Source organism: Roseiflexus castenholzii DSM 13941 (assembly GCF_000017805.1).
Lineage (GTDB): Bacteria > Chloroflexota > Chloroflexia > Chloroflexales > Roseiflexaceae > Roseiflexus > Roseiflexus castenholzii.
In genome coordinates, this window is sequence record NC_009767.1 from 4,285,082 (window position 1) to 4,309,908 (window position 24,827).

Consider the following 24,827-nt stretch of genomic DNA (forward strand, 5'->3'; position numbering starts at 1 on the left):
AATGCAGTCTACCTTATCACTGTCATCGGTGCTGCTCATCCCCACTCCTGCTGACTTTTCCTCATCATTTCTGCTGATGCGAATCGGTTGAACGGCTGCTATACTCCCTCTATAAACATGGCAAAACGCTCGCGGATAAAGCGATAGTCGAGCGATTCGTCGTCCGCAAGTTCCCATGCAACACGGCACTCAGCCAGGATGGCAGTTTTGTGCGTATTGACGGTGCTCAACGAAATCGACAACGCATCGGCGACCTGATCCGGGCGCAACCCCCGGGCAAAGGCGCACAGCACGTCGCGCTGGCGCATGGTGAGCCGCTCCCACACCTGGCGACACTGTGGCTCATCAACGGCGACAATGCGCCGCAACTGCGTCTCCACCGCCTGCATTGGCGTCTGCGCCAGGGCGCGCAACGCCGGAAAATAGGCGCCCCACGGCGCCAGTGGCGCCTGAATCAACTGTACGCCGTCGGCAGGTGTCACGTGCATCAGTGCACTATCTTTGACCCGTTGCAACGTTGCTTCCGGCGTGTGCATGTGCCAGATGCGGTCCTGGTGGTCGCAGAGCAGCGCAGCCGCCGACATCGCCAGCAGCGCCAGCATGCGCCGACCGCCGCTGAGACAGAGGTGCAGCCGCCTCCCTTCACGTTTGAGGTCGGCTATCAGGTCGCGGATGCATTGCCACGCCGCCTCGGCGTCCGCTGCTGCGCGGATGTCGGTCAGTTCCGAGCCGTTCGCGCGAAGAGGGACGCGGCGCAGTCGGCAGCGCCGTCCGGCATAGTGATCGTCGAGAAATTCCTGTTGCAGGCGCTGCAATGCGTGCCGCGTGCGCAGGTTGTTGAGCGACAAATGGATGAGGTAGACATCGGTGATGATTTCACCCTGCGCGATCAGAGCGTCGAGGGCAAAGGTCACGATTTGCGGCTGCCCTCCCAGCGTCGCCACCAGCGTGGCGCCGGCGTCGGTCATTGGCTGCATGCTTGCTCCCATGTGATCAGCGCGCGATGGATGTGCGGTCGATCACGCGCTATCCTCACTCCTCAGCGGGGTAGAACGCGAGGCGCGCCCCCTCCCGATCCGCGCGGATCCATCCCTATCCGTTCCATCCGTGTTCCATTCACCAGGAGTCGCCTGTGAACCCATTCCCTGCCATTCTCATCGGCGGTCCGCCGCATAGCGGCAAGTCGGTGCTGACATACCTTCTCACACAAGAGTTGCGCCGGCAGCGCGTGGAACATTACGTGTTGCGCGCCTGCCCCGACGGCGAAGGCGACTGGAGCCAGGAAGCGCCTCCCGAAACGGTGCGACTGCTGCGGCAGAAAGGATCGTTCAGCGCCAACTTTGTCGATCGGGTCTGCCGCGACTTAGCGCAACGCCATTTGCCGCTGATCGTCGATGCCGGCGGAAAACCGACGCGCGATCAGGAGCGCATCTTCGACCATTGCACCCATGCCGTCCTCATTTCCGCCACAGTCGCGGGGCTGACAGAATGGCGCGAGCGCGCCGAACGCCACGGGCTGGCGATTATCGCAGAACTCCATTCCGTCCTCGACGGCGCCGACCGCATCGACGCCGACGCGCCGGTGTTGCGCGGGCAGATCGGCAGGCTCGAACGTCATACCGGCGCCGTCGGACCTGTGGCGCTGGCGCTGGCACAGCGGTTGAAGCAGGTTTTGAGCTACACCGATGTTGAACTGAAAGCGTACCACCTGTCGCACGCCCCTACCGAACTGGTGATCGATATTGATCACCTCGCGCGCCGGATCGGATTGCCGGAACGCGAACGGCGCTGGCAACCCGATGATCTGCCATTCGCCCTCAATGAAGTGCCGGACACAGCCCTTTCCATCTACGGACGGGGACCGAACTGGTTGTACGCCGCGCTGGCGCTGCGCGCAGCGCCAAACACGGTCTTCCTGTTCGACCCCCGCCTGGGATGGCAACCTCCCGTTTCATTGACTTGCGCATCATCGGCGGCGCCTGATGCGGTTTCATGGCAGATCACCACAACCTCCGAATGGACCTGGATTGAGATGCAACCCGGAATGCCATACCTCGACTACCACGAAATCGACGGCACAACACTGCCGGCGTGCGACCCACAGCGCGGCATAGTGCTCAGCGGCAAGATTCCACACTGGTTGACCGTCGGCGCGGCGCTTGCCTACCGCCATCATCCGTGGCTGGCAATCGTCCAGGCGCAGGAATACACGAACGGCATTGTCGTCACAAGCAGGGTGCAGGAGCATCGTCCGGGATCGCTGGTTGCGCTTCGGGGCAACTGGAATCCAGAGCATCGTTCGGGGTAATCAGATGAAGACCGCTCTGGCACAGCGTCGCAATTATACACGAGGTCGCGCAATGGGACAAGGTTCGAGCCATGATAGCAATGCGTTGCACCGTCTGACCGTCGATCAACCGGATAACCGATGTCCTCCTCGGCGCACACGTCACATTTGCGACAATAACGTATGGTAAGGTAGAAGAGACGAAAGAGCAGGTGCGCCCGTGGTGGTCGGCAGAGGCCCCACGGAAGGGCGCCTCTGCCGGGCGCGCGCCCACAGATGAAATCAAAGCGCCAACGAGGTCTTATCTTCATGCTAAAAAGGAGATAACACCATGCCAAACCCGATAGCGTACACCGGCCATCCCTTCATCGATGTCGGCTTTGCCACGATGTGCGCTTTGACCTGCAAGCGTCGCTTTGCCGATCTGACAGCAGATGATTTTCAAAAGGTCGTCGATTATATCGAGACCAACTACGTGCGCCAGCCGTTGCGCAGTTTTCTAACGGTGGCGTTCACCAGCAATGCATGGTTCGCCCAATCGGCGTTCAACCCTGATCGGTTTGATGACCCTAACAAGAAGAACGAAGCGCAGCAGAAACGCACGTATTGGGCGGATCGACACCTGCGCCAGTGGGCGCAGGCTGCTGAGTCGCTCGAAACCTGCCTCTTCACCGGACTTCCGGCAGCGGCGCTCGAGTTGTCGGGCAAACTGCAACCAGGTCGGGTTGGGCGGGCGCAAATGCCCCTGTTGCAGGGTGATGACTCGATCAACTTCTTCACCAACGGAGATCCAGGATTGCCGATGGCGCCGGAGGCGATTCTGGCGCTCCAGGCGATGCCGTTGGGCTGCGCCAAGGTTGGCGGCGGGCTGCTGGCGGTGCACTGTGATGATGAAGCATTGACAATTGAGTTTGCCGGGCAGTTTTTGCAGCGTAATCTCGCCGATGTCACCAAAGCGCAGGCAGCCGGTGAAGAGAAGCTGCCCGGATCACCGCGTAGCTTGAAGACGTTGTTGATCGAAACGCTCAATGCCATTCAAACGCGGCAGGCGCAGGAGGAGTGGCGGCGCCAACACCGGCCGGCCATCACGGCCTACTATTTCAACAATAGTCAATCGCCCTCGCTCGAAATCTACTACTTGCCATTACAGATCACCGGTTTTCTGAGCGCTGTTCACACTCCCACGTATCGCGCGCTCTGGAATGAACTGGTCGCGCGCAGCTGGCAGCGCCCGGCAGCGGCGGGCAAGCGAGGAAAGGCGACGGAACCAACAGAGCCGCGCTTCAATTATCTGTTCGAAGACCTCTTTACCCTGCCAGCGCAGGCGGCGCGCTTTGTGCGCACCTATTTTCTGCGCATTCCCGATCTGCGTCGTCCGGCGGATGACCCGCGGCGCGCCTATTCGCCACGCCGCGAAGTCGATCTTGTTTCATGGACCCTCGTTGAACTCTTTGTGCAGGAGGTAATGCTGATGACCGATGACCGGGTAGCCAAATTGAAGGAACTGGGCGATAAACTGGCCGACTATACGCGCGCTCAGGGCGGCAAACGCTTCTTTCGCCAGTTCTTTACCGTGCAGCGCACCGATCACTTCCTGTCGCTGCTCAACAAGACCAATATCGATTATACGCGCTACAAGGGCGGCGCGGAGACGCTGTTCGATCTCGATAGCTTTCTCACCCTCTTTATGGAAGGTGAAGAGGTCCTGCGATCCGACTGGCGATTGATCCGCGATCTGGTGCTCATCCGCATGGTCGAGCAATTGCGCGACTGGATCGCTAACAACGCGGATGCTGTACCTTCCGAGGAGGAAGTTACAATTGCCGAACCAGCCTGACGTTTGCACTCGACCAACCCATCGTCTGCTGACGTGACCCTTCGGTTGCCGAACCAGCCCGACATTTCAACATAAGGAGAACACTGCCATGGCTTTCGTTACCGGTCTGCTCTTGATCGACGCGCCAGCGTCGGCGCTCAACAATCTCGGCAATATTCCCGGCGAGCGTGAGGAGAACACCGTCGGGGTCAAGGTCATCACGACCAAAGCGGGCGCCTTCCCGTATGTCTCGGCGCAGGCTTTCCGCTACTGGCTGCGCACCACGCTCGAACGGCGCGTGCCGGCATGGAAAGCGTCGCCAATGTTCCGTGAAGAGAAGATTGCGTACACCGATGCAAACCCAATTCTCTATTGGGATGATGACATCTTTGGTTACATGCGCGCACCGGGAAAATCGGATACCGCCAAAAAGAGTCGTGAGCAGATGACAACGCTCGATGAGGCGACGCCGGTGACAGACACGATCACGCGGGCGTCGCCCTTCCGGGTCAGCACGCTGGTGTCGATTGCGCCGGTTAATCTCACGAACGATTTCGGCGTGATGTCGCGCCACGAGGGGAATCCGGTGCCGCATGAGCACCAGTTCTACCGAACAACCTTGAAGGGTCTCTTCTCACTCGATCTGTGGGCATGCGGCACCTTCTCGTATCTCAACCGTACCGGTTTTCGCAATCTCGATGACGAGCGACTCAAGCTGATCCGCGACTATCCCGGTGCCGAGCATTTAGAGGCAGAGAAGTCGTACCGCTTGCCCAAAGCGGAGCGGCTGGCGCGGGTGAAGGCGCTGTTTAGCGGGATGGCGCAACTTGAGGGTGGAGCGAAGCAGACGTTGCACTATACCGATGTCAGCCCGGCGCTGGTGATCTTCGCCGTGACCAACGGTGGCAATCATATTTTCCATCATACGGTGGGGGCCAATCGCAATGGTCTGCCAGAGGTCAAGATCGACGCCCTGCGTGAGGCGTTGCGTGTGTTTGCCGATGGTATCCGCTCACCGGTGTACGTGGGATGGGTGAAAGGCTACCTCGACGAGGCGCGGGCCGGTTTTGAGCAGTTTGTCGCCGAGCACAATGCGACCGCCGCCGACGCCAGATTGCCGTCGATTCACCTGAGCCATCCACGGGAGGCGTTCACCGCCTTTGTGAAGTCGTTTGATCAGCACCCCGAATGGATGGATTAGGAGGCGGGCATGCAGGCGCTGAAGATCGTGCTCGAAGGAGTGACGACCTCCTTCCGCTACCCGCACTTTATGCTGGGGGTGCAGCCCAGTTTCCCGTTGCCGCCCCCGGCCACGATCTATGGGCACGTGTGCAGCGCGCTGGGCGACTGGGTCGAACCGGAAGGGCTGGCATTCGCCTACCATTTCACGGCTGCCGGCGAGGGTGAGGACCTGGAGCACATCCATGTGCTCTCGGCGGCATCGGGCAAATTGCCCGGCGGCGAGCGCAAGGCGCTGGAAGGGAATGTCAATCCCTTCCGGCGTCGTATCCTGCTCTTTCCGCAACTGACGCTCTATCTCAACCGGCCCGACTGGATCGACGCTTTTCGCGCGCCGCGCTACCCGGTTATCCTGGGACGCTCGCAGGACCTCGCCGGCTACACGCGGATCGAGGTGGTCGATCTGAAACAGACGGAGCATGTCTATTTTGAGCATACCCTCCTGCCCTATACAATGGCGACGCAGATCCCGGCCGGCATCGTGACGTTGATGCCGCGCTGGATCGATTACCGCAACCGTCGCCGACCGGTGTTTGCCCGTTATCTGATCGTGCAGCAACGGGTGACGACGGCGCAGATGCTGCGTTTTGACGATCAGACGTCGCTCTACTGGAGCGATCCGACTGCGCCATCGGCGGGTGGTGTGCCGTTGGGATTGTGGTTTCACACGTTTGTGGGAGCAAATGATGAAGCCCTCGCCATGGCCTGATTGGATGGACCATATCCTGGCGAAGAGTCAGCAGTACGGCGGTGAGACGCTGGCAGCACACACGTGGGATGTGCTGGTCAAATTGTCCGATCTGTACCGACTGCGCCCACGCCTCGACAATGGTTCGCAACTCTGGCACTGCCTCTACTGGGCGGCGTTTCTGCACGATTTTGGCAAAGCAGCGCGCGGATTCCAGCAGCGGCTGCGTGGTGGACAAGCCTGGTCCCATCGCCACGAGGTGCTGTCGCTGGCGTTTGTGGATACCATCGCCGACGGCTTTACCCCGGAGGAGCAACGCTGGTTGGTCGCGGCAATCGTCTCCCATCACCGCGATGAGCCGGAGATTGCGGAGACCTATCCACCGGGTCTGCGCCGCGATCCGCTGGTTGATCTGTGCAACGAACTCGAACCACAAGTGATCGATCATCTTCAACGCTGGCTGACGGAATGCGCCAACCCCTGGCGTGAGGCGTTGGGGTTAGCTGAGGTGGTGGGGAAGATTACACCGCAATCGGTGACGGTCAACCCCAAACGGGTACGCTACTGGTTGCAGGTCTATCACGATTGGGTTGCGGCGAACGATCCTGCAGCGCGGGTACCCGGTATCTTGCTGCGTGGCTTGATCACCACCGCCGATCATATGGCTTCAGCGCATCTGCATCGTGTGCCACCACCGATCACCGAACCGTGGTCGGCATTGGCCAAACGTCTCTTGTCGCAGGGACAGCAGGTCTACGACCACCAACAGCAAAGTGGCGAGATGAAAGGACAATCGGCGCTGCTCATGGCCCCAACCGGCAGTGGCAAAACCGAAGCCGCACTCTATTGGGCACTCGGTGATGGCGCCGCACCTCCGGCGCGCATCTTTTACACTCTGCCCTATCAGGCGAGCATGAATGCAATGTACGACCGATTGCGGCAGAACTTTGGCGATGAGCTGGTCGGATTGCAGCATGGCCGGGCAGCGCAGGCGCTCTACGCCCGCTTCCGCGAGGGTGAGGAATGGTCGGCAGCGGCGCGGCGCGTGCAGTGGGAGAAAAACCTGAACATCCTGCATGCTCGCCCGCTCAAGGTGCTCAGTCCATACCAACTCCTCAAAGCCCTCTTCCAACTGCGTGGGTTTGAAGCCATGCTCACCGATTATGCGCAGGCGGCATTTGTGTTTGATGAGATTCACGCTTACGAACCGGAACGTCTAGCCCTGATTACCGGTCTGATGCGGTATCTACGCGAGCAGTTCGCTGCACGTTTCTTTGTGATGTCGGCTACATTTCCCCAGCTTATTCGCAAACAGTTAACGGTGGCACTTGGTGACGTTCCGGTGATCCAGGCTTGCCCGGAGATCTTTACCCACTTTCGTCGTCACCAACTATTCCTATGCGACGGCGAATTGATCGACCCGACTACCATCGCCGCGATTGTTGCTGAAGTGCAGGCGGGCCGGCAAGTGTTGGTCTGCGCGAATACGGTGGCGCGAGCGCAAGCGCTGCGCGATCAGCTCGCGCAAGCCGGTCTCACCGATGATCAACTACTCTTGATCCATAGCCGCTTCACCTATGGCGACCGCAGCCGCATCGAGCAAGACATCCGCGCGCGCTGCGGTAGTAATGTCACGCCACGACCGCCGCTGGCGCTCGTGGCGACGCAGGTGGTTGAGGTGAGTCTCGACATCGATCTCGACACGATCTACACCGATCCGGCGCCGCTTGAAGCGCTTCTGCAACGCTTCGGGCGGGTCAACCGCAAAGGCGCAAAAGGCATCTGCCCGGTCTACGTTTTTCGCCAGCCCACCGACGGGCAGGGCGTCTACGGGCGCGACCGCGACCCGCAACAGGCGGGCCACATCGTGCGCGTTACGCTTGCCGAACTGGAACAGCATAACCGTGAAATCATCGACGAAGCGGCAATCAACCAGTGGCTCGACAACATCTATGCCGATCCCGTGCTCAGCCAGCAATGGACGGAAGCCTACCAACGGATGGCGCAGCAGGTCGAGCTGATCATCAACGGGTTACGCCCATTCCAGAGCGACGAACAGCGTGAAGATGATTTCGAGCAAATGTTTGATGGGGTTGAGGTCGTGCCACAGTGTTTTGAACAGGCATACGTTGATTGTCTGGTTCAGGAACGGTTTATTGAAGCGAATGACTACCTGGTCAGCATCAGCAAACAGCGTTTTGCCATCCTGCGCAATCAGGGCAAAATCAGACCGGCAGAAGAAGTCGGGCAGCGACGAGTGTGGGTAGCGCTCCTTCCCTACGACTCGCGCAATGGTTTGTCATTTGGCGACACGACGTATGATCCAGACTGGAGTTGAAGTGTGATGCTCACAGTTCACCACCTCCTCCTGGCCTTCACCGCCGTCACGCCCCTCGAACTCGACGACAACGCCGGGGCTGCCGTGCGCGGCGCGATCGTCAATGCGCTCTTGAACCGCTTCTGCGCCAACAAAGCAGCGCCGACCTGCGCCGACTGCCCGCTTCTCACAGTCTGCCCGGTGGCGGCGCTCGTCGCGCCCATGCGCGACGCCGGTGAAACCGGCGGCGAGCAACGCCCGCGCCCCTACGTCACCCGCCCGCCACAACCGCGCCGCTATGCGCCGGGGGAAACCCTGACCTTCGGGCTGGGGCTGTTCGGGCACGCCGCCGATCTCTTTCCCTACCTCGTCATGGCGGCGCAGGGGATCGAAGTTCAGGGGCTGGGACGGCGCCTCCAGGAAAACAATGGACGGCGCGGCGCGGTGCGCCTCGCCGCCATCGATGCTTTCAATCCCCTGACCGGCGCAAAGCAGTCACTCTTCCGCGCCGGTCAACGCCAGGTTCAGGCGCCCGGCATTCCTATCGGTCCGGCAGAAGTCGCAGCGTTCGCCGCCAATCTCCCGACCGACCGCCTGACCCTGCGGTTCCTGTCGCCCATGCGCCTGATCGACGGCGGTCGCCTGGTGAAACGTCCGGCGCTGCGTCCGCTCGTTCAACGGCTCGGCATTCGCCTGACCGACCTCTCCACTGCGTATGGCGATGGTCCGCTCCCTGTGGCCGACGCGCGTTCCCTCTTACCATTGGCGGAAGGCGCCACCCTTGCGCGCGACACAACCAGATGGATCGATGTGATCAGCCATTCACGACGCACCGGTGAACGCACCCCGATCGGCGGCTTCATCGGCGACGCCGTTTTCACCGGCGACCTTGGACCCCTGCGTGAACTCCTCGTCTGGGGCAGCCTAGTCCACGTCGGCAAAAACGCCGTCAAAGGCGACGGATGGTACAACGTTGAATCTTGAACATCGGGCGTGACCCGCAGAGACGTTGCATCGCAACGTCTCACGGTTGAAGGTGAGAGTCCCCGACCCGTGAGGTCTCCACCGTTGACTGAGGTCTATCACGCAACCTCTCCAACGGAACAACTGATACCAATGACGATTGACGATGTCGCATGCGTGTCATTCCGAGCGCAGCACGGAATCGGCGCGGGTCGCGCACGACCCCTCGCGCTGCTCGGGGTGACCATGCCGGATGGTCACAGGTACTTGGTATGACGCTCCCAGTGTGGACGTATGCGACCTCAAGGGTCTTGACGGAAGAAGGACCCTGACCCTTGAGGTCTGCGCCACGGACCAGCGACTGGAACCGCGTCTCGCTGGCGCAAGCGAAAGGCGCAAATTCCGGGTGATAGGTGTATCGTGCGACGTACATGAGGAACCGCGTCTCGCTGGCGCAAGCGAAAGGCGCAAAGGCTTCGGCTGAACAGGCAAACCCGAAAGGTTTGTGGAGTGCGTCTCTCCGTGCTCCCTGTGTCTCTGTGGTGTACACACGGTTGCAGGTGTTACGTGGTTCTCGGTTCTCAGTTCTCAATTCTCACAAAGGAGACAGTTCATGCACCTCATCGTAGACCAATTCGGCGTATTTATCTCAAAGCACCAGGGGCGCATTCGCGTCATGAAAGAGAAGGAACGTCTATCGGAAGTGCCGATCATGCACCTGGAACAAATCCTCATTTGCAGCGACGGTGTCGGTCTCAGCAGCGACGTGGTGCGTGCCTGCGCCGAAGAAGGGATTCCGATCCACTTCCTCAACAGCGCCAACGGCGGCGACTATGGCACGTTCGTGCATAGCGGCATCACCGGCATGGCGCTCACCCGCCGTGCTCAATTGCGAGCCGGTGACGACGAGCGCGGATTGCGTCTGGCGCAGGCGTTCGCCAGCGGCAAAATCCAGAGCCAGGCGAACATGCTGCGCTACGCCGCCAAAAATCGCAAAGAGAACGACCCGGACCTGCACAACGACCTGATGCGCACCGCCACCGAAATCCTCGACGCCCTCCCGCCGCTGCGCGCCGTGCGCGGCGTCCTTACCGACGAAACCCGCGCTGCGCTGATGGGCTTCGAGGGAATGGCCGGCGCGCGCTACTGGACAGCCGTGGCGCGCATCATTCCCGACGACCTCGGTTGGCCCGGACGCGAAACGCGCGGTGCGCGCGACCGCTTCAATCAGGCGCTCAACTACGGCTACGGCGTTCTCCAGTCTCAGGTGCGCACTGCCCTGATCCTTGCCGGGTTGGACCCCAATGCCGGGTTCCTCCACGCCGACCGACCGGGCAAGCCGAGCCTGACCCTTGACCTGATCGAAGAGTTTCGCCAGGCAGTCGTCGACCGCACCCTCATCGGGCTGGTCAACCGCCAGTTCGAGATTGTCCAGCGCGACGACGGACTGCTCGACGAGGACACCCGCAAACGCATCGCCGAGAAAATCCTCGAACGCCTGAACAGCACTGAGCTCTACGAAGGCAAGCGTCAGCCGCTCCGTCACATTCTCCAATGCCAGGCGCGCCACATCGCCACCTTTGTGCGCGGCGAACGTCCCACCTATGAACCGTTTGTGATGGGGTGGTGACGCTATGCGCGTGCGTGGCCGGACGGTGAGCATCCAGAGGGAGTCAGGTAACGACCGTTTGTGATGGGGTGGTGACGCTATGCGCTGCCTGCTCATCTACGACATTCCCAACGACCGCGCGCGACAGAAGATTGCCGACGCCTGCCTTGACTACGGCTTACAGCGTATTCAGTACAGCGCCTTCAGCGGCAATCTCAGCCGCACCCATCAGCGCGAATTAATGACCGAAGTGAAGCGGCGATTGGGCAAAAACGCCGGTAACATCCAACTCTTCACCTTCCCGGACGACATCTGGAACGCGCGGCGTGTTATCAACCAGGGAGAAAGCCATGAGTGAAAGCACTTTCGAGGTGACCGATCTGCGACAGTGGGCATACTGCCCGCGCGTCGTCTACTACCAGCACTGCATGCCCGACATCCGACCCATGACAAAGCTGATGATCGCCGGCATGGAAGAACACCGGGCGGAAAGTGGGCGCGAGGAGCGGCGTTCGCTGCGCACCTACGGATTGAAACAGGGCGAACGCTTCTTCGATGTACCACTGCGCTCAGAGACACTCGGGTTACGCGGGCGCGTCGATCTGGTCATCGCCCTGCCCGACCGACAGCACGCAACCGAAGTCATCGTCGTAGAATACAAAAGCACCGAAGGCAAAGCCGGTCCGCACGTCAAACTCCAACTCACCGCGTATGCGCTCATGATCGAAGAAGCGTGGGGCGTGCCGGTCAAACGAGGATTCATCTACCACATGCCGGAGCACAAAGCCGAAGCAGTGACAATCAGCGCCGCGCTGCGCGAGCGTGTGTACACAACCGTTGCCACGATCCGCGAAACAGTCGATCACGAACGCATGCCTGCGCCGCCCGCCTCACGCCGACAGTGCGCCGTCTGTGAATTTCGCCGGTTCTGTAACGATGTCGTCTGAAGAGGTAAGGGGTCAGGGGTTAAGGATGAGGAGCAACACCTTTACAAGTGTAAGAATAAAAGACATTGTAACCCTGGCTCCTGACCCCCGCCTTTCAGCGACGCTCTCGCAACTCGCCGGTCACGTGTTCAAAACGCCGTCTTCTGTAATCGGCGTGTCAAGGATTTTTGCAGGCATTTTCCGCTTCAGAAAGAGAAGAATGATGCTTCGCAACTTGACGCGGTTTTCAGACAAGAATCGAGTTGCGAAACGCACCCATTCATGCTATGATGTTAGCGTTGCAACGACGCAGCAGGAAGGCTCAGGAGCGTCGAAGATCTATCACTACGACAATCCACACGCACGAGAGAGGTGATGGAAGTGGGCTTTCCGATTTTTCGGCTCGCAGAAGAGCACTGAAATAATGATTGAACCAATCCGCCGCCTGGGCCAGCCAGTTTCCGATTTTTCGGCTCGCAGAAGAGCACTGAAATATATTTCGAATTCGACTAACCCGTACCAGTGTCCAGCTTTCCGATTTTTCGGCTCGCAGAAGAGCACTGAAATTCAACATATCTGAGACCGGGGGGGAATATTGCAGGTTTCCGATTTTTCGGCTCGCAGAAGAGCACTGAAATGCCATAGGTACTCCTCTGACCTATGACCGGCGTCACTTTCCGATTTTTCGGCTCGCAGAAGAGCACTGAAATGGACGCAAGCGGTCTTATCCAGGCGCTTGCAGATTCTTTCCGATTTTTCGGCTCGCAGAAGAGCACTGAAATGAGCACTGGGCGGATAACCCGGCGCTGCGTCCTGCGCTTTCCGATTTTTCGGCTCGCAGAAGAGCACTGAAATTACGTGATCAGGTTGTGTGTTAATTATTACTGGATTAACTTTCCGATTTTTCGGCTCGCAGAAGAGCACTGAAATTTCGCGACCGCGCCGACCGGACGCCAGCGCACCGCTTTTCCGATTTTTCGGCTCGCAGAAGAGCACTGAAATCGCGACGGACCGCGCGGCGCGCGGCGAACACGGCATCTTTCCGATTTTTCGGCTCGCAGAAGAGCACTGAAATTTCTCAAGGGCAACCAGTTTGTCAACCATATCGCGGTTTCCGATTTTTCGGCTCGCAGAAGAGCACTGAAATTGTCCGGGTTGACGCCTTCCTCACTGAAATGCAGGTTTCCGATTTTTCGGCTCGCAGAAGAGCACTGAAATCGGACAGCACCGCAGGCAGCAAGACGCCCAGCAGGCTTTCCGATTTTTCGGCTCGCAGAAGAGCACTGAAATCAGATCAACGAGTGGATATTGGTACTGTATATAACCGCTTTCCGATTTTTCGGCTCGCAGAAGAGCACTGAAATTTGCGCTTGGCAAGAGCCTCTACACGCACGGCGCACTTTCCGATTTTTCGGCTCGCAGAAGAGCACTGAAATTTGCGTTCCCACAAGGTCGCCGTCGAAGACGGCGACTTTCCGATTTTTCGGCTCGCAGAAGAGCACTGAAATGCCAGCGCCGTGTCGCCCGGCTCGGGGGTTATCGAACTTTCCGATTTTTCGGCTCGCAGAAGAGCACTGAAATGGGGTTGGGGTTAAGAGGGGCCCACGACAGGACGCGATTTCCGATTTTTCGGCTCGCAGAAGAGCACTGAAATCTTGATTTGCCGGGCCCGGAAAGCGGGGCGTATGCACTTTCCGATTTTTCGGCTCGCAGAAGAGCACTGAAATCGCAGAGCACTGGGCGGACAACCCGGCGCTGAGGCTTTCCGATTTTTCGGCTCGCAGAAGAGCACTGAAATCGCGAAAGGGGGGGGGATTGGGGCAGTATGGTTAACTTTCCGATTTTTCGGCTCGCAGAAGAGCACTGAAATTCGACGCGGAGACGGTCGAGGAGGCGGTCGAGGAGGCTTTCCGATTTTTCGGCTCGCAGAAGAGCACTGAAATACCGCTCCCTCGCTTGCGTAGACGAACAACGTGCGCCTTTCCGATTTTTCGGCTCGCAGAAGAGCACTGAAATAACGCCGCGCCGCGCTCCTCATCAACAGCGCGCTCGCTTTCCGATTTTTCGGCTCGCAGAAGAGCACTGAAATTCAATGCTTACATCGATCTGGAACCGACCCGGATAACTTTCCGATTTTTCGGCTCGCAGAAGAGCACTGAAATATAGCGATGAAGGGGGGGATAACCTTCCCTTCTTTTCTTTCCGATTTTTCGGCTCGCAGAAGAGCACTGAAATCCCGTCCGCACGAGCGACATCGCGCGCGACGTGATCTTTCCGATTTTTCGGCTCGCAGAAGAGCACTGAAATCGTGGTGCCACGGCGCAGTCAACGACATGCGTCGACTTTCCGATTTTTCGGCTCGCAGAAGAGCACTGAAATCGCTCGGCGTCGACGTGCTGCTCAATTACGCCGGCTTTCCGATTTTTCGGCTCGCAGAAGAGCACTGAAATTCGACAACACCGCGTCGCAGCAGTTCTTCCGCTACCTTTCCGATTTTTCGGCTCGCAGAAGAGCACTGAAATAAATTCGGCATCACGAACCTCCTCATCAACAAAAGATTTCCGATTTTTCGGCTCGCAGAAGAGCACTGAAATGCGCGACTGACAGCAGCCCCATCGCCACGTTCACCGTTTCCGATTTTTCGGCTCGCAGAAGAGCACTGAAATTCCGGGTTCGTCCTTCTGGGCGCGTGGCGCGGCGCTCTTTCCGATTTTTCGGCTCGCAGAAGAGCACTGAAATCCCCGCTAGTACTTTAGTACCACACACACACCACCACCTTTCCGATTTTTCGGCTCGCAGAAGAGCACTGAAATTCCTCGCTCTACGACGGCGAGGACGGGCTGGCAGCCTTTCCGATTTTTCGGCTCGCAGAAGAGCACTGAAATATGTGAATATGCCCGCCGATTGACCGGTAAGGATAGTTTCCGATTTTTCGGCTCGCAGAAGAGCACTGAAATCTTTTGCGGCGCGCCAGCGCACCCAGTCGCCGAACGTTTCCGATTTTTCGGCTCGCAGAAGAGCACTGAAATCGTCCAAACGTTCGTATCCTCAACCCAATCGCCGCCGCTTTCCGATTTTTCGGCTCGCAGAAGAGCACTGAAATCCAAAAGACGCCGGGCGTGTTCTACGCCCGCGCCGGCTTTCCGATTTTTCGGCTCGCAGAAGAGCACTGAAATTCCGCGGCGGCGGCGGCGATGCTCATCACGCGATGTTTCCGATTTTTCGGCTCGCAGAAGAGCACTGAAATGATGTCATAAACGAGCACGAATTTCTCGACACGCGGGTCTTTCCGATTTTTCGGCTCGCAGAAGAGCACTGAAATCGACTGCGGTCAACAGCGGCTCATCGCGCATTCGGCTTTCCGATTTTTCGGCTCGCAGAAGAGCACTGAAATATCTGCTCATCGACCTGGGCGAGGTGACGCTGCCGCCTTTCCGATTTTTCGGCTCGCAGAAGAGCACTGAAATCCTCGTCGTTGTAAACAGAAACCGAGACCAACGTATTTCCGATTTTTCGGCTCGCAGAAGAGCACTGAAATGTGTTCGACGCCGCGCGCGGGCTGTCGGGCTTTGATTTCCGATTTTTCGGCTCGCAGAAGAGCACTGAAATCCTGAACCTCGCCAGGAATATCGACGCCGCCAAACTCTTTCCGATTTTTCGGCTCGCAGAAGAGCACTGAAATCAGACATGTGCAGCGTCAATGGAGTGACGCACGCACTTTCCGATTTTTCGGCTCGCAGAAGAGCACTGAAATTGCTGCATTTGTAAAAAACGGGGAGTTTAGTCCTGATTTCCGATTTTTCGGCTCGCAGAAGAGCACTGAAATAAAAAGGCCTCTGGGAGCCATTATAAGGCGCGAAAATTTCCGATTTTTCGGCTCGCAGAAGAGCACTGAAATCCTTATGCTCGACATCGTAAGCGCGCCGCTGCCGACTTTCCGATTTTTCGGCTCGCAGAAGAGCACTGAAATCAAAACCTGCAACGGCGAACAACATCGCATCCATCACTTTCCGATTTTTCGGCTCGCAGAAGAGCACTGAAATCATCATGGATGAGTCGACGATGAGTCGCACGATAAGCTTTCCGATTTTTCGGCTCGCAGAAGAGCACTGAAATGCGTCAGCGCGGTGAGCGCAGGCAGCGCCAGGCTGCCGTTTCCGATTTTTCGGCTCGCAGAAGAGCACTGAAATGCTGGTATCGTCACGGTGCTAAACCGGCGAGGATTGGCTTTCCGATTTTTCGGCTCGCAGAAGAGCACTGAAATTGTCTACACGACAGGTACTCGGGAGTTTATCGAGGCCTTTCCGATTTTTCGGCTCGCAGAAGAGCACTGAAATGGCTCGATGTACTTGCCAGCGGGCGACGATCAAATTGGCTTTCCGATTTTTCGGCTCGCAGAAGAGCACTGAAATCTGATCTCATTCCTTGTCAGACCAACAACACTGCGTTTTCCGATTTTTCGGCTCGCAGAAGAGCACTGAAATGTCTGGACGATCGATGCGGGAATGTTAGCAAGCACGTTTCCGATTTTTCGGCTCGCAGAAGAGCACTGAAATTCGGTCTTTGTGGCGGTCAAGCGGGCGATTGGACGCTTTCCGATTTTTCGGCTCGCAGAAGAGCACTGAAATCTGTCACTGATGAGACGCTCATCAGTAACCGCAGCTTTCCGATTTTTCGGCTCGCAGAAGAGCACTGAAATGATGACATGGAACGGCGTTCGCGGTTGGAGCGCCTGTTTCCGATTTTTCGGCTCGCAGAAGAGCACTGAAATTGCGTGCATGAAGGCGTCTTGGCCTGAAGACGCTCACTTTCCGATTTTTCGGCTCGCAGAAGAGCACTGAAATAAACTCGCGCGCGCGGGCGAGGAGGGGGTCGTCGGATTTCCGATTTTTCGGCTCGCAGAAGAGCACTGAAATTGAAGGTATACGTAACGGTATAAACTGGTGACGGACTTTCCGATTTTTCGGCTCGCAGAAGAGCACTGAAATGATGGAAGATCGAGGGAATCGAATTCGCGTCGCCGGCTTTCCGATTTTTCGGCTCGCAGAAGAGCACTGAAATCACGCATTCACACGCGTCCGCCTACAGGCATATACACCTTTCCGATTTTTCGGCTCGCAGAAGAGCACTGAAATTCGCGCGCGCGCGAGTACTGCTTCCACCGCCGGACCCTTTCCGATTTTTCGGCTCGCAGAAGAGCACTGAAATCGTTCGGCGCGTGATGAGTTGATTACGCGCTCAATTTCCGATTTTTCGGCTCGCAGAAGAGCACTGAAATGCAGGGAGGGCATGAGATCGGCAAGCGCATCGTGCGCTTTCCGATTTTTCGGCTCGCAGAAGAGCACTGAAATTTCAGAGCCTTGTCCAATTCCAAGGCGACTTCCGCTTTCCGATTTTTCGGCTCGCAGAAGAGCACTGAAATGCTGGTCGAACTTTGTGGGTAGGAGGCACTAAACCGCTTTCCGATTTTTCGGCTCGCAGAAGAGCACTGAAATCACCTTTACTGAATAATACATGTTGACAAGAATGTCATCTTTCCGATTTTTCGGCTCGCAGAAGAGCACTGAAATTTGACGTGCGTGTCCGGCGTCTCACGCGACGCTGCTTTTCCGATTTTTCGGCTCGCAGAAGAGCACTGAAATTCGACCGCGCGCGCGCGGCGGTTAAGCACAAATGCTTTCCGATTTTTCGGCTCGCAGAAGAGCACTGAAATTCAGGACGGTCACCAGCGCTGGAGCATCGACGTAGCTTTCCGATTTTTCGGCTCGCAGAAGAGCACTGAAATCAGATTACACTAATGTACAATTTACATCTATCCTTCTTTCCGATTTTTCGGCTCGCAGAAGAGCACTGAAATCCATATCTCTTATATTCCTGACGTGATAATCATACCCTTTCCGATTTTTCGGCTCGCAGAAGAGCACTGAAATACCAACGACGCCGAAGCGCCGGCGGTTATGGTGCGCTTTCCGATTTTTCGGCTCGCAGAAGAGCACTGAAATCTTATGCCTTATGAGGAGGACAAAAATGTGACTCTTCTTTCCGATTTTTCGGCTCGCAGAAGAGCACTGAAATGGCGCAATACACGGCGCCTTGGTAATTGTTGAAAAACTTTCCGATTTTTCGGCTCGCAGAAGAGCACTGAAATTAAGTACGGTCGTCAATAGTACTTCCGGCGTGCCAATTTCCGATTTTTCGGCTCGCAGAAGAGCACTGAAATCAAAAGTACAAAACTTCTTCTCACCGAAAAAATCGAACTTTCCGATTTTTCGGCTCGCAGAAGAGCACTGAAATGCTGGGTGATGCGGGGCAAGCTGTTGAATCGTTGGTTTCCGATTTTTCGGCTCGCAGAAGAGCACTGAAATCCGTCGTGGTGCGGGTACAGTCCAAGCAATCCGTCTTTCCGATTTTTCGGCTCGCAGAAGAGCACTGAAATGCATTAAGCGCTCTATTTTTGCATCGAAAATAGTCGCTTTCCGATTTTTCGGCTCGCAGAAGAGCACTGAAATCTTACAGTCAATTGACAATATTACAGGCGATTGGTCTTTCCGATTTTTCGGCTCGCAGAAGAGCACTGAAATTCGGGATCGTATGCGTGGTACTACAAAGGGCCCGCGCTTTCCGATTTTTCGGCTCGCAGAAGAGCACTGAAATTCTTACCCCGCCAATAATGCAGCGCCGGACCATCCGCTTTCCGATTTTTCGGCTCGCAGAAGAGCACTGAAATTTCTAGTTTGATGATGAGCGACTGCGCGTCTTAGCTTTCCGATTTTTCGGCTCGCAGAAGAGCACTGAAATGTATATGACTTGTACAGGCGAACAGTGTACACCTCATTTCCGATTTTTCGGCTCGCAGAAGAGCACTGAAATCCAATCGTATATATCTTATATTCCTAACGTGATAATCTTTCCGATTTTTCGGCTCGCAGAAGAGCACTGAAATCTCGCGACTTGACGCGCGACCTGATGCTCTGGGGTTTCCGATTTTTCGGCTCGCAGAAGAGCACTGAAATAGAAGTTTTGTTTTGGCGGGAAAACTGTGGTTTTACAATCTTTCCGATTTTTCGGCTCGCAGAAGAGCACTGAAATCGGCAGGAACAGCGCGCCAGCCTTCGAGCTCCGTGTATTTCCGATTTTTCGGCTCGCAGAAGAGCACTGAAATTGCCCAAAAAAAACCGGCGACACGCTTCCATTGTGTTTCCGATTTTTCGGCTCGCAGAAGAGCACTGAAATTGGTGCAGTCTCTGGACTCCATCCAGGCGCTGCGTGGTTTCCGATTTTTCGGCTCGCAGAAGAGCACTGAAATCGATAATACGCCTGATAATACGTTGTTGCATGCGATTTCCGATTTTTCGGCTCGCAGAAGAGCACTGAAATCTTCCGCGGTTTTGCGTACTTCCGCGTACTCCGGCGTTTTCCGATTTTTCGGCTCACAGAAGAGCACTGAAATTCGGCAGATCCATGTCTTGCACGTTGACCGACCAGTTTCCGATTTTTCGGCTCGCAGAAGAGCACTGAAATCTTCCGACGCCGACGCCGGAGTACGCAGAAATTCGCTTTCCGATTTTTCGGCTCGCAGAAGAGCACTGAAATATGTGACGGTCTGCGATATGTTTCAGGGCAACATACTTTCCGATTTTTCGGCTCGCAGAAGAGCACTGAAATGTGCCATTCCGCACGAAGGAAGGAATACCGCTGCGATTTCCGATTTTTCGGCTCGCAGAAGAGCACTGAAATCCGATCCGAGCGTGCTCTATTTACCGTGTTTTCGAGTTTCCGATTTTTCGGCTCGCAGAAGAGCACTGAAATATTCTGATTTCGACGCTCTCTTGTGGCTTCAACCACTTTCCGATTTTTCGGCTCGCAGAAGAGCACTGAAATCCTCTCACCACCATTTTCGCTATGTCGGCATCGGCTTTCCGATTTTTCGGCTCGCAGAAGAGCACTGAAATGCATTCCCTGATGGAGGACGGCATGGATTGGATAATTTCCGATTTTTCGGCTCGCAGAAGAGCACTGAAATCGAGCGCCGACGGGCGCTGGTGGTCAGCGCGCTGCTTTCCGATTTTTCGGCTCGCAGAAGAGCACTGAAATTGAACAAAACTTTGGTCGATACCGGCCACTTTTTTCTTTCCGATTTTTCGGCTCGCAGAAGAGCACTGAAATAAAGTTCAATACCTGGAAAAACTTTACCTCGCAAATTTCCGATTTTTCGGCTCGCAGAAGAGCACTGAAATATTCGTAGTCCGGTTATCTGCTGGTCCTTATCGAACCTTTCCGATTTTTCGGCTCGCAGAAGAGCACTGAAATACAATCTCGACGTAGCACAGTCGCCAACCCGGGTTATTTCCGATTTTTCGGCTCGCAGAAGAGCACTGAAATCCCGAAGTGGTATGGACAGACCCCGACATATGCTCGTTTCCGATTTTTCGGCTCGCAGAAGAGCACTGAAATCTTGTACCCGCTGACAGTATTCCCCCCCCGTTTCACTTTCCGATTTTTCGGCTCGCAGAAGAGCACTGAAATGTCGCTCCCTCTCCAACGCCGCCGGATTGACCTAAATTTCCGATTTTTCGGCTCGCAGAAGAGCACTGAAATTGAAACGAATGTCGCTTTCGCCGCGAATGTCTCATCCTTTCCGATTTTTCGGCTCGCAGAAGAGCACTGAAATCCGGTCAAGCGCACCGTCAGGCAGCACCAAGCCTGACTTTCCGATTTTTCGGCTCGCAGAAGAGCACTGAAATGCGATCCAGAGCGTTCTCCAACTCGTAAGGTTGTAAGTTTCCGATTTTTCGGCTCGCAGAAGAGCACTGAAATCGCTTTTCGCCGCGTTCAGCGCGCTGCGCACGGCGTTTTCCGATTTTTCGGCTCGCAGAAGAGCACTGAAATCGACTGTCATATGGGGATGCCGGTACATCGAGTGACTTTCCGATTTTTCGGCTCGCAGAAGAGCACTGAAATTCGAGCATCAGCACTGGCGGGGTTGTTGGACACGGCAAGCTTTCCGATTTTTCGGCTCGCAGAAGAGCACTGAAATCCCTGCCGCCAAAACGCTTGCGCGGCAGGCTGGAACTTTCCGATTTTTCGGCTCGCAGAAGAGCACTGAAATTTGACTATCTTGTTGCAACGTATCCTTATGGGGAATTTCCGATTTTTCGGCTCGCAGAAGAGCACTGAAATTTTCCCTTTCGAAATTGCTCGATAGAGAAGAATCGCACTTTCCGATTTTTCGGCTCGCAGAAGAGCACTGAAATTGCTATCGAGCATCTCTCCAGAACGTCGTCCGGTATCACTTTCCGATTTTTCGGCTCGCAGAAGAGCACTGAAATACAAGCGCAGGAAGTCAATCCATTGACCGCCGCCCTTTCCGATTTTTCGGCTCGCAGAAGAGCACTGAAATATGAACTCACCCGCACCGGACACCCAATCGCGGAGCCTTTCCGATTTTTCGGCTCGCAGAAGAGCACTGAAATTCCTGAAGGAAAGAAGCATTCTGTACGACCTAGTTGTTTCCGATTTTTCGGCTCGCAGAAGAGCACTGAAATGCCGAGGGCGTCGGCGTCGAGGATTGCGCGGAGACCTTTCCGATTTTTCGGCTCGCAGAAGAGCACTGAAATATCAGTACTGTGGCCGGTTTCCTGGCGCTAGCGCCATTTCCGATTTTTCGGCTCGCAGAAGAGCACTGAAATTCTTCGTGGGCGACGCAAAGGCGAGCAAACTCACGCGTTTCCGATTTTTCGGCTCGCAGAAGAGCACTGAAATTGTTACACTTCATACTCGGAGACTGGCTTCCGCCACCTTTCCGATTTTTCGGCTCGCAGAAGAGCACTGAAATAGACGACAACCGCGCCGCGCAGCGCCTGGACGGATTTCCGATTTTTCGGCTCGCAGAAGAGCACTGAAATCCATGCCTGTTGCTACTACCATTGCCCTATTAGCGTTTCCGATTTTTCGGCTCGCAGAAGAGCACTGAAATTTCGACGACCTGCGGCGGCATCTTCTCCAGCGCCTGTTTCCGATTTTTCGGCTCGCAGAAGAGCACTGAAATCCGTCGGAAGTTGCGCGAAGGGAAGTCGGCGCGATGATCTTTCCGATTTTTCGGCTCGCAGAAGAGCACTGAAATCTCGCAATCGCGCTCCACGCCGCAGACGCAGCGTTTTTTCCGATTTTTCGGCTCGCAGAAGAGCACTGAAATCCGATTGTGCGGCAGTTCCCGACGCCGCCATCGCTGCGCTTTCCGATTTTTCGGCTCGCAGAAGAGCACTGAAATTCATCAACCATCACAGACGCTCTCACCATCCGATACCTTTCCGATTTTTCGGCTCGCAGAAGAGCACTGAAATGTCGAACATGTGCCGCGTCCCGTCATCATCGAAATTTTCCGATTTTTCGGCTCGCAGAAGAGCACTGAAATGCGACGCATGCGACGCTTGCGTGAGAAACGTGACATCCTTTCCGATTTTTCGGCTCGCAGAAGAGCACTGAAATTTCGTCAGCGCCTTCATCAACCATCACAGACGCTCTCTTTCCGATTTTTCGGCTCGCAGAAGAGCACTGAAATGCAAGCGTCGCGCACAAAACAGTTCGTAATCCGAACGTTTCCGATTTTTCGGCTCGCAGAAGAGCACTGAAATGCGCCGGTCGGGTGCTCGATATTGCCTTGTTGCGCCGACTTTCCGATTTTTCGGCTCGCAGAAGAGCACTGAAATTTCGGCATCTGTGAGGAGGGGGCGCGAAAGGAGGCTTTTTCCGATTTTTCGGCTCGCAGAAGAGCACTGAAATCCTTCCCGGCTTCCCGGCGCCGGTTCCGGCTGCCGGTTTTCCGATTTTTCGGCTCGCAGAAGAGCACTGAAATTATTGCAATCGCATCGGTCGCGTCGTCGGCGATTGCTTTCCGATTTTTCGGCTCGCAGAAGAGCACTGAAATTCGATCAGTTTTGTCAAGACTTCTCGATATGCCGGATTTCCGATTTTTCGGCTCGCAGAAGAGCACTGAAATTCCGTTTTTCGTCTTGTCGTCTCATGTTGTCACCTTTCCGATTTTTCGGCTCGCAGAAGAGCACTGAAATGCACATCGCGGATAAGCGCGTAGAGCGTTATATGCATTTCCGATTTTTCGGCTCGCAGAAGAGCACTGAAATTGGGTGTTGTATGCTTGACTATGCGCGCGTTCGATGCTTTCCGATTTTTCGGCTCGCAGAAGAGCACTGAAATCCGGTCGGTCTTGTCGCGCGGCGCTGCGCATCGTATTTCCGATTTTTCGGCTCGCAGAAGAGCACTGAAATCGCAGCGCCTGGATGTCATCCAGCGAGCGCAACACTTTCCGATTTTTCGGCTCGCAGAAGAGCACTGAAATCTCAACCGCGCGCCGGAGATCGCTGAACAACTCCTCTTTCCGATTTTTCGGCTCGCAGAAGAGCACTGAAATTGCTCAATGCTGCTGGCGCCATTGCGAGGATGATTGCTTTCCGATTTTTCGGCTCGCAGAAGAGCACTGAAATTGAGATCGCGCGTCGGATTGGATGCTCGCATATCACTTTCCGATTTTTCGGCTCGCAGAAGAGCACTGAAATCCGGTGTGCTATGAGCGTGATGTTCCGGGCGACGACTTTCCGATTTTTCGGCTCGCAGAAGAGCACTGAAATACAAACGCAGGAAGTCAATCCATTGACCACCGCCGATTTCCGATTTTTCGGCTCGCAGAAGAGCACTGAAATCGCAGCGTGACGGCGTGGGGGGTCAGATTTACCAGTTTCCGATTTTTCGGCTCGCAGAAGAGCACTGAAATTGGTCGTCTCCGTCGCCGCTCCCGCCCTCCCCGGACTTTCCGATTTTTCGGCTCGCAGAAGAGCACTGAAATCTACGAGTCAAATAATCGACACAATCACGCCGCGTCATCTTTCCGATTTTTCGGCTCGCAGAAGAGCACTGAAATGCGTATGACTGGCGCCTGAACGCGAGTAGTTGATTCCTTTCCGATTTTTCGGCTCGCAGAAGAGCACTGAAATTGTCCAGCCATGCCAGCCTTCTTTCCACCCAGTCTCTTTCCGATTTTTCGGCTCGCAGAAGAGCACTGAAATATGAAGGTAAGTACGGCGGAGCGTATGGATTGACTTTTCCGATTTTTCGGCTCGCAGAAGAGCACTGAAATCGCGCTCGATAACCACGCGCGCGCGCGCGTCGTCTTTCCGATTTTTCGGCTCGCAGAAGAGCACTGAAATGTCATACTCATCAACGCTGATCCCCATCAACACGTTGCTTTCCGATTTTTCGGCTCGCAGAAGAGCACTGAAATCCTCTCGCTCACGTCGAGCGCGATACATGTCGAATCTTTCCGATTTTTCGGCTCGCAGAAGAGCACTGAAATTCGTAATTGATCGCTTCGCTCAGCATCCGATAGTGATTTTCCGATTTTTCGGCTCGCAGAAGAGCACTGAAATGCGTAGTAACACGGTAGCAGCGTACTGTGTTCATCGTCTTTCCGATTTTTCGGCTCGCAGAAGAGCACTGAAATCTGTACGTGGTGTCAGCAACAAGACAGTGCCACTTTCTTTCCGATTTTTCGGCTCGCAGAAGAGCACTGAAATATGTCGACAAAAATCAGCGCATCAACCTGTATTACTTTCCGATTTTTCGGCTCGCAGAAGAGCACTGAAATTTTTCGAGCGAAACAAGCTTATCAACCATATCGCGGCTTTCCGATTTTTCGGCTCGCAGAAGAGCACTGAAATTTTTGACCGAGCAAAAAGTTTACAGAGTCAATTAACTTTCCGATTTTTCGGCTCGCAGAAGAGCACTGAAATCCGAGAATCAGGGCGTTATTGTAATTCAATCCCGACTTTCCGATTTTTCGGCTCGCAGAAGAGCACTGAAATATGAACTCACCCGCACCGGACACCCAATCGCGGAGCCTTTCCGATTTTTCGGCTCGCAGAAGAGCACTGAAATCTTTACCACAAGACATAACACAAATATCCTTTGT

10 protein-coding genes and 1 CRISPR repeat array (1 of these 11 cut by a window edge) are annotated in these 24,827 nt (G+C 55.6%); of the genes, 9 read left to right on the top strand and 1 reads right to left on the bottom strand.

The genetic code is table 11. The annotated features are described in order from the left end of the window. Positions 1-98 precede the first annotated feature (98 nt). Entirely contained in the window at positions 99-968 is an 870-nt protein-coding gene (locus RCAS_RS17020) for a CRISPR-associated ring nuclease (RefSeq protein WP_232280049.1), read from the bottom strand. A 164-nt stretch (positions 969-1,132) separates the two neighbouring features. Between RCAS_RS17020 and RCAS_RS17025 the strand changes: the two genes are divergently transcribed. The 9 genes from RCAS_RS17025 to cas4 all read left to right on the top strand — a co-directional run bounded on the left by RCAS_RS17025 (position 1,133) and on the right by cas4 (position 11,866). Next, positions 1,133-2,308 (top strand): CRISPR-associated protein Csx3, encoded by a 1,176-nt coding sequence (locus RCAS_RS17025; protein ID WP_012121772.1) that lies wholly within the window; start codon positions 1,133-1,135, stop codon positions 2,306-2,308. A 310-nt stretch (positions 2,309-2,618) separates the two neighbouring features. Beyond that, positions 2,619-4,124 carry a type I-B CRISPR-associated protein Cas8b1/Cst1 gene (cas8a1, locus tag RCAS_RS17030; RefSeq protein WP_012121773.1) on the top strand — a complete coding sequence of 502 codons (1,506 nt, stop codon included), beginning with the start codon at positions 2,619-2,621 and terminating at the stop codon, positions 4,122-4,124. An 88-nt stretch (positions 4,125-4,212) separates the two neighbouring features. Then, positions 4,213-5,304 (top strand): type I-B CRISPR-associated protein Cas7/Cst2/DevR, encoded by a 1,092-nt coding sequence (cas7i, locus tag RCAS_RS17035; RefSeq protein ID WP_012121774.1) that lies wholly within the window; start codon positions 4,213-4,215, stop codon positions 5,302-5,304. 9 nt (positions 5,305-5,313) lie between these two features. After that, positions 5,314-6,051 carry a type I-B CRISPR-associated protein Cas5b gene (gene cas5b / locus RCAS_RS17040; protein ID WP_012121775.1) on the top strand — a complete coding sequence of 246 codons (738 nt, stop codon included), beginning with the start codon at positions 5,314-5,316 and terminating at the stop codon, positions 6,049-6,051. Positions 6,052-6,055: 4 nt separating this feature from the next. Continuing rightward, positions 6,056-8,368: a CRISPR-associated helicase Cas3' gene (cas3, locus tag RCAS_RS17045; RefSeq protein ID WP_232280050.1), complete on the top strand. Its 2,313-nt coding sequence runs from the start codon at positions 6,056-6,058 to the stop codon at positions 8,366-8,368. Positions 8,369-8,374: 6 nt separating this feature from the next. Further along, complete coding sequence (gene cas6 / locus RCAS_RS17050; protein WP_012121777.1) at positions 8,375-9,331, top strand: CRISPR system precrRNA processing endoribonuclease RAMP protein Cas6; 957 nt, start codon at positions 8,375-8,377, stop codon at positions 9,329-9,331. Between the two features lie 592 nt (positions 9,332-9,923). Further along, the gene (gene cas1 / locus RCAS_RS17055) at positions 9,924-10,940 is read left to right on the top strand and encodes a CRISPR-associated endonuclease Cas1 (protein ID WP_012121778.1); all 1,017 of its coding nucleotides are present in this window, start codon (positions 9,924-9,926) and stop codon (positions 10,938-10,940) included. 79 nt (positions 10,941-11,019) lie between these two features. Beyond that, a complete protein-coding gene (gene cas2 / locus RCAS_RS17060) occupies positions 11,020-11,277 on the top strand; it encodes a CRISPR-associated endonuclease Cas2 (RefSeq protein ID WP_012121779.1) in 258 nt (85 codons plus the stop codon). Beyond that, positions 11,270-11,866, top strand: a complete 597-nt coding sequence (gene cas4 / locus RCAS_RS17065) for a CRISPR-associated protein Cas4 (RefSeq protein WP_012121780.1) — start codon at positions 11,270-11,272, stop codon at positions 11,864-11,866. Before cas2 ends, cas4 begins: the two co-directional genes overlap by 8 nt. 366 nt (positions 11,867-12,232) lie before the next feature. Next, positions 12,233-24,827: a CRISPR direct-repeat array (repeat unit 36 nt; unit sequence TTTCCGATTTTTCGGCTCGCAGAAGAGCACTGAAAT); it runs 2,887 nt beyond the window's last position.

Excerpts from the sequence above, each read along its gene's own strand:
- cas3 (WP_232280050.1), top strand. The coding sequence starts at position 6,056 with ATGGACCATATCCTGGCGAAGAGTCAGCAGTACGGCGGTGAGACGCTG.
- RCAS_RS17020 (WP_232280049.1), bottom strand. The coding sequence starts at position 968 with ATGACCGACGCCGGCGCCACGCTGGTGGCGACGCTGGGAGGGCAGCCG.
- cas6 (WP_012121777.1), top strand. The coding sequence starts at position 8,375 with ATGCTCACAGTTCACCACCTCCTCCTGGCCTTCACCGCCGTCACGCCC.
- cas4 (WP_012121780.1), top strand. The coding sequence starts at position 11,270 with ATGAGTGAAAGCACTTTCGAGGTGACCGATCTGCGACAGTGGGCATAC.
- cas5b (WP_012121775.1), top strand. The coding sequence starts at position 5,314 with ATGCAGGCGCTGAAGATCGTGCTCGAAGGAGTGACGACCTCCTTCCGC.
- cas7i (WP_012121774.1), top strand. The coding sequence starts at position 4,213 with ATGGCTTTCGTTACCGGTCTGCTCTTGATCGACGCGCCAGCGTCGGCG.
- cas2 (WP_012121779.1), top strand. The coding sequence starts at position 11,020 with ATGCGCTGCCTGCTCATCTACGACATTCCCAACGACCGCGCGCGACAG.
- cas8a1 (WP_012121773.1), top strand. The coding sequence starts at position 2,619 with ATGCCAAACCCGATAGCGTACACCGGCCATCCCTTCATCGATGTCGGC.
- cas1 (WP_012121778.1), top strand. The coding sequence starts at position 9,924 with ATGCACCTCATCGTAGACCAATTCGGCGTATTTATCTCAAAGCACCAG.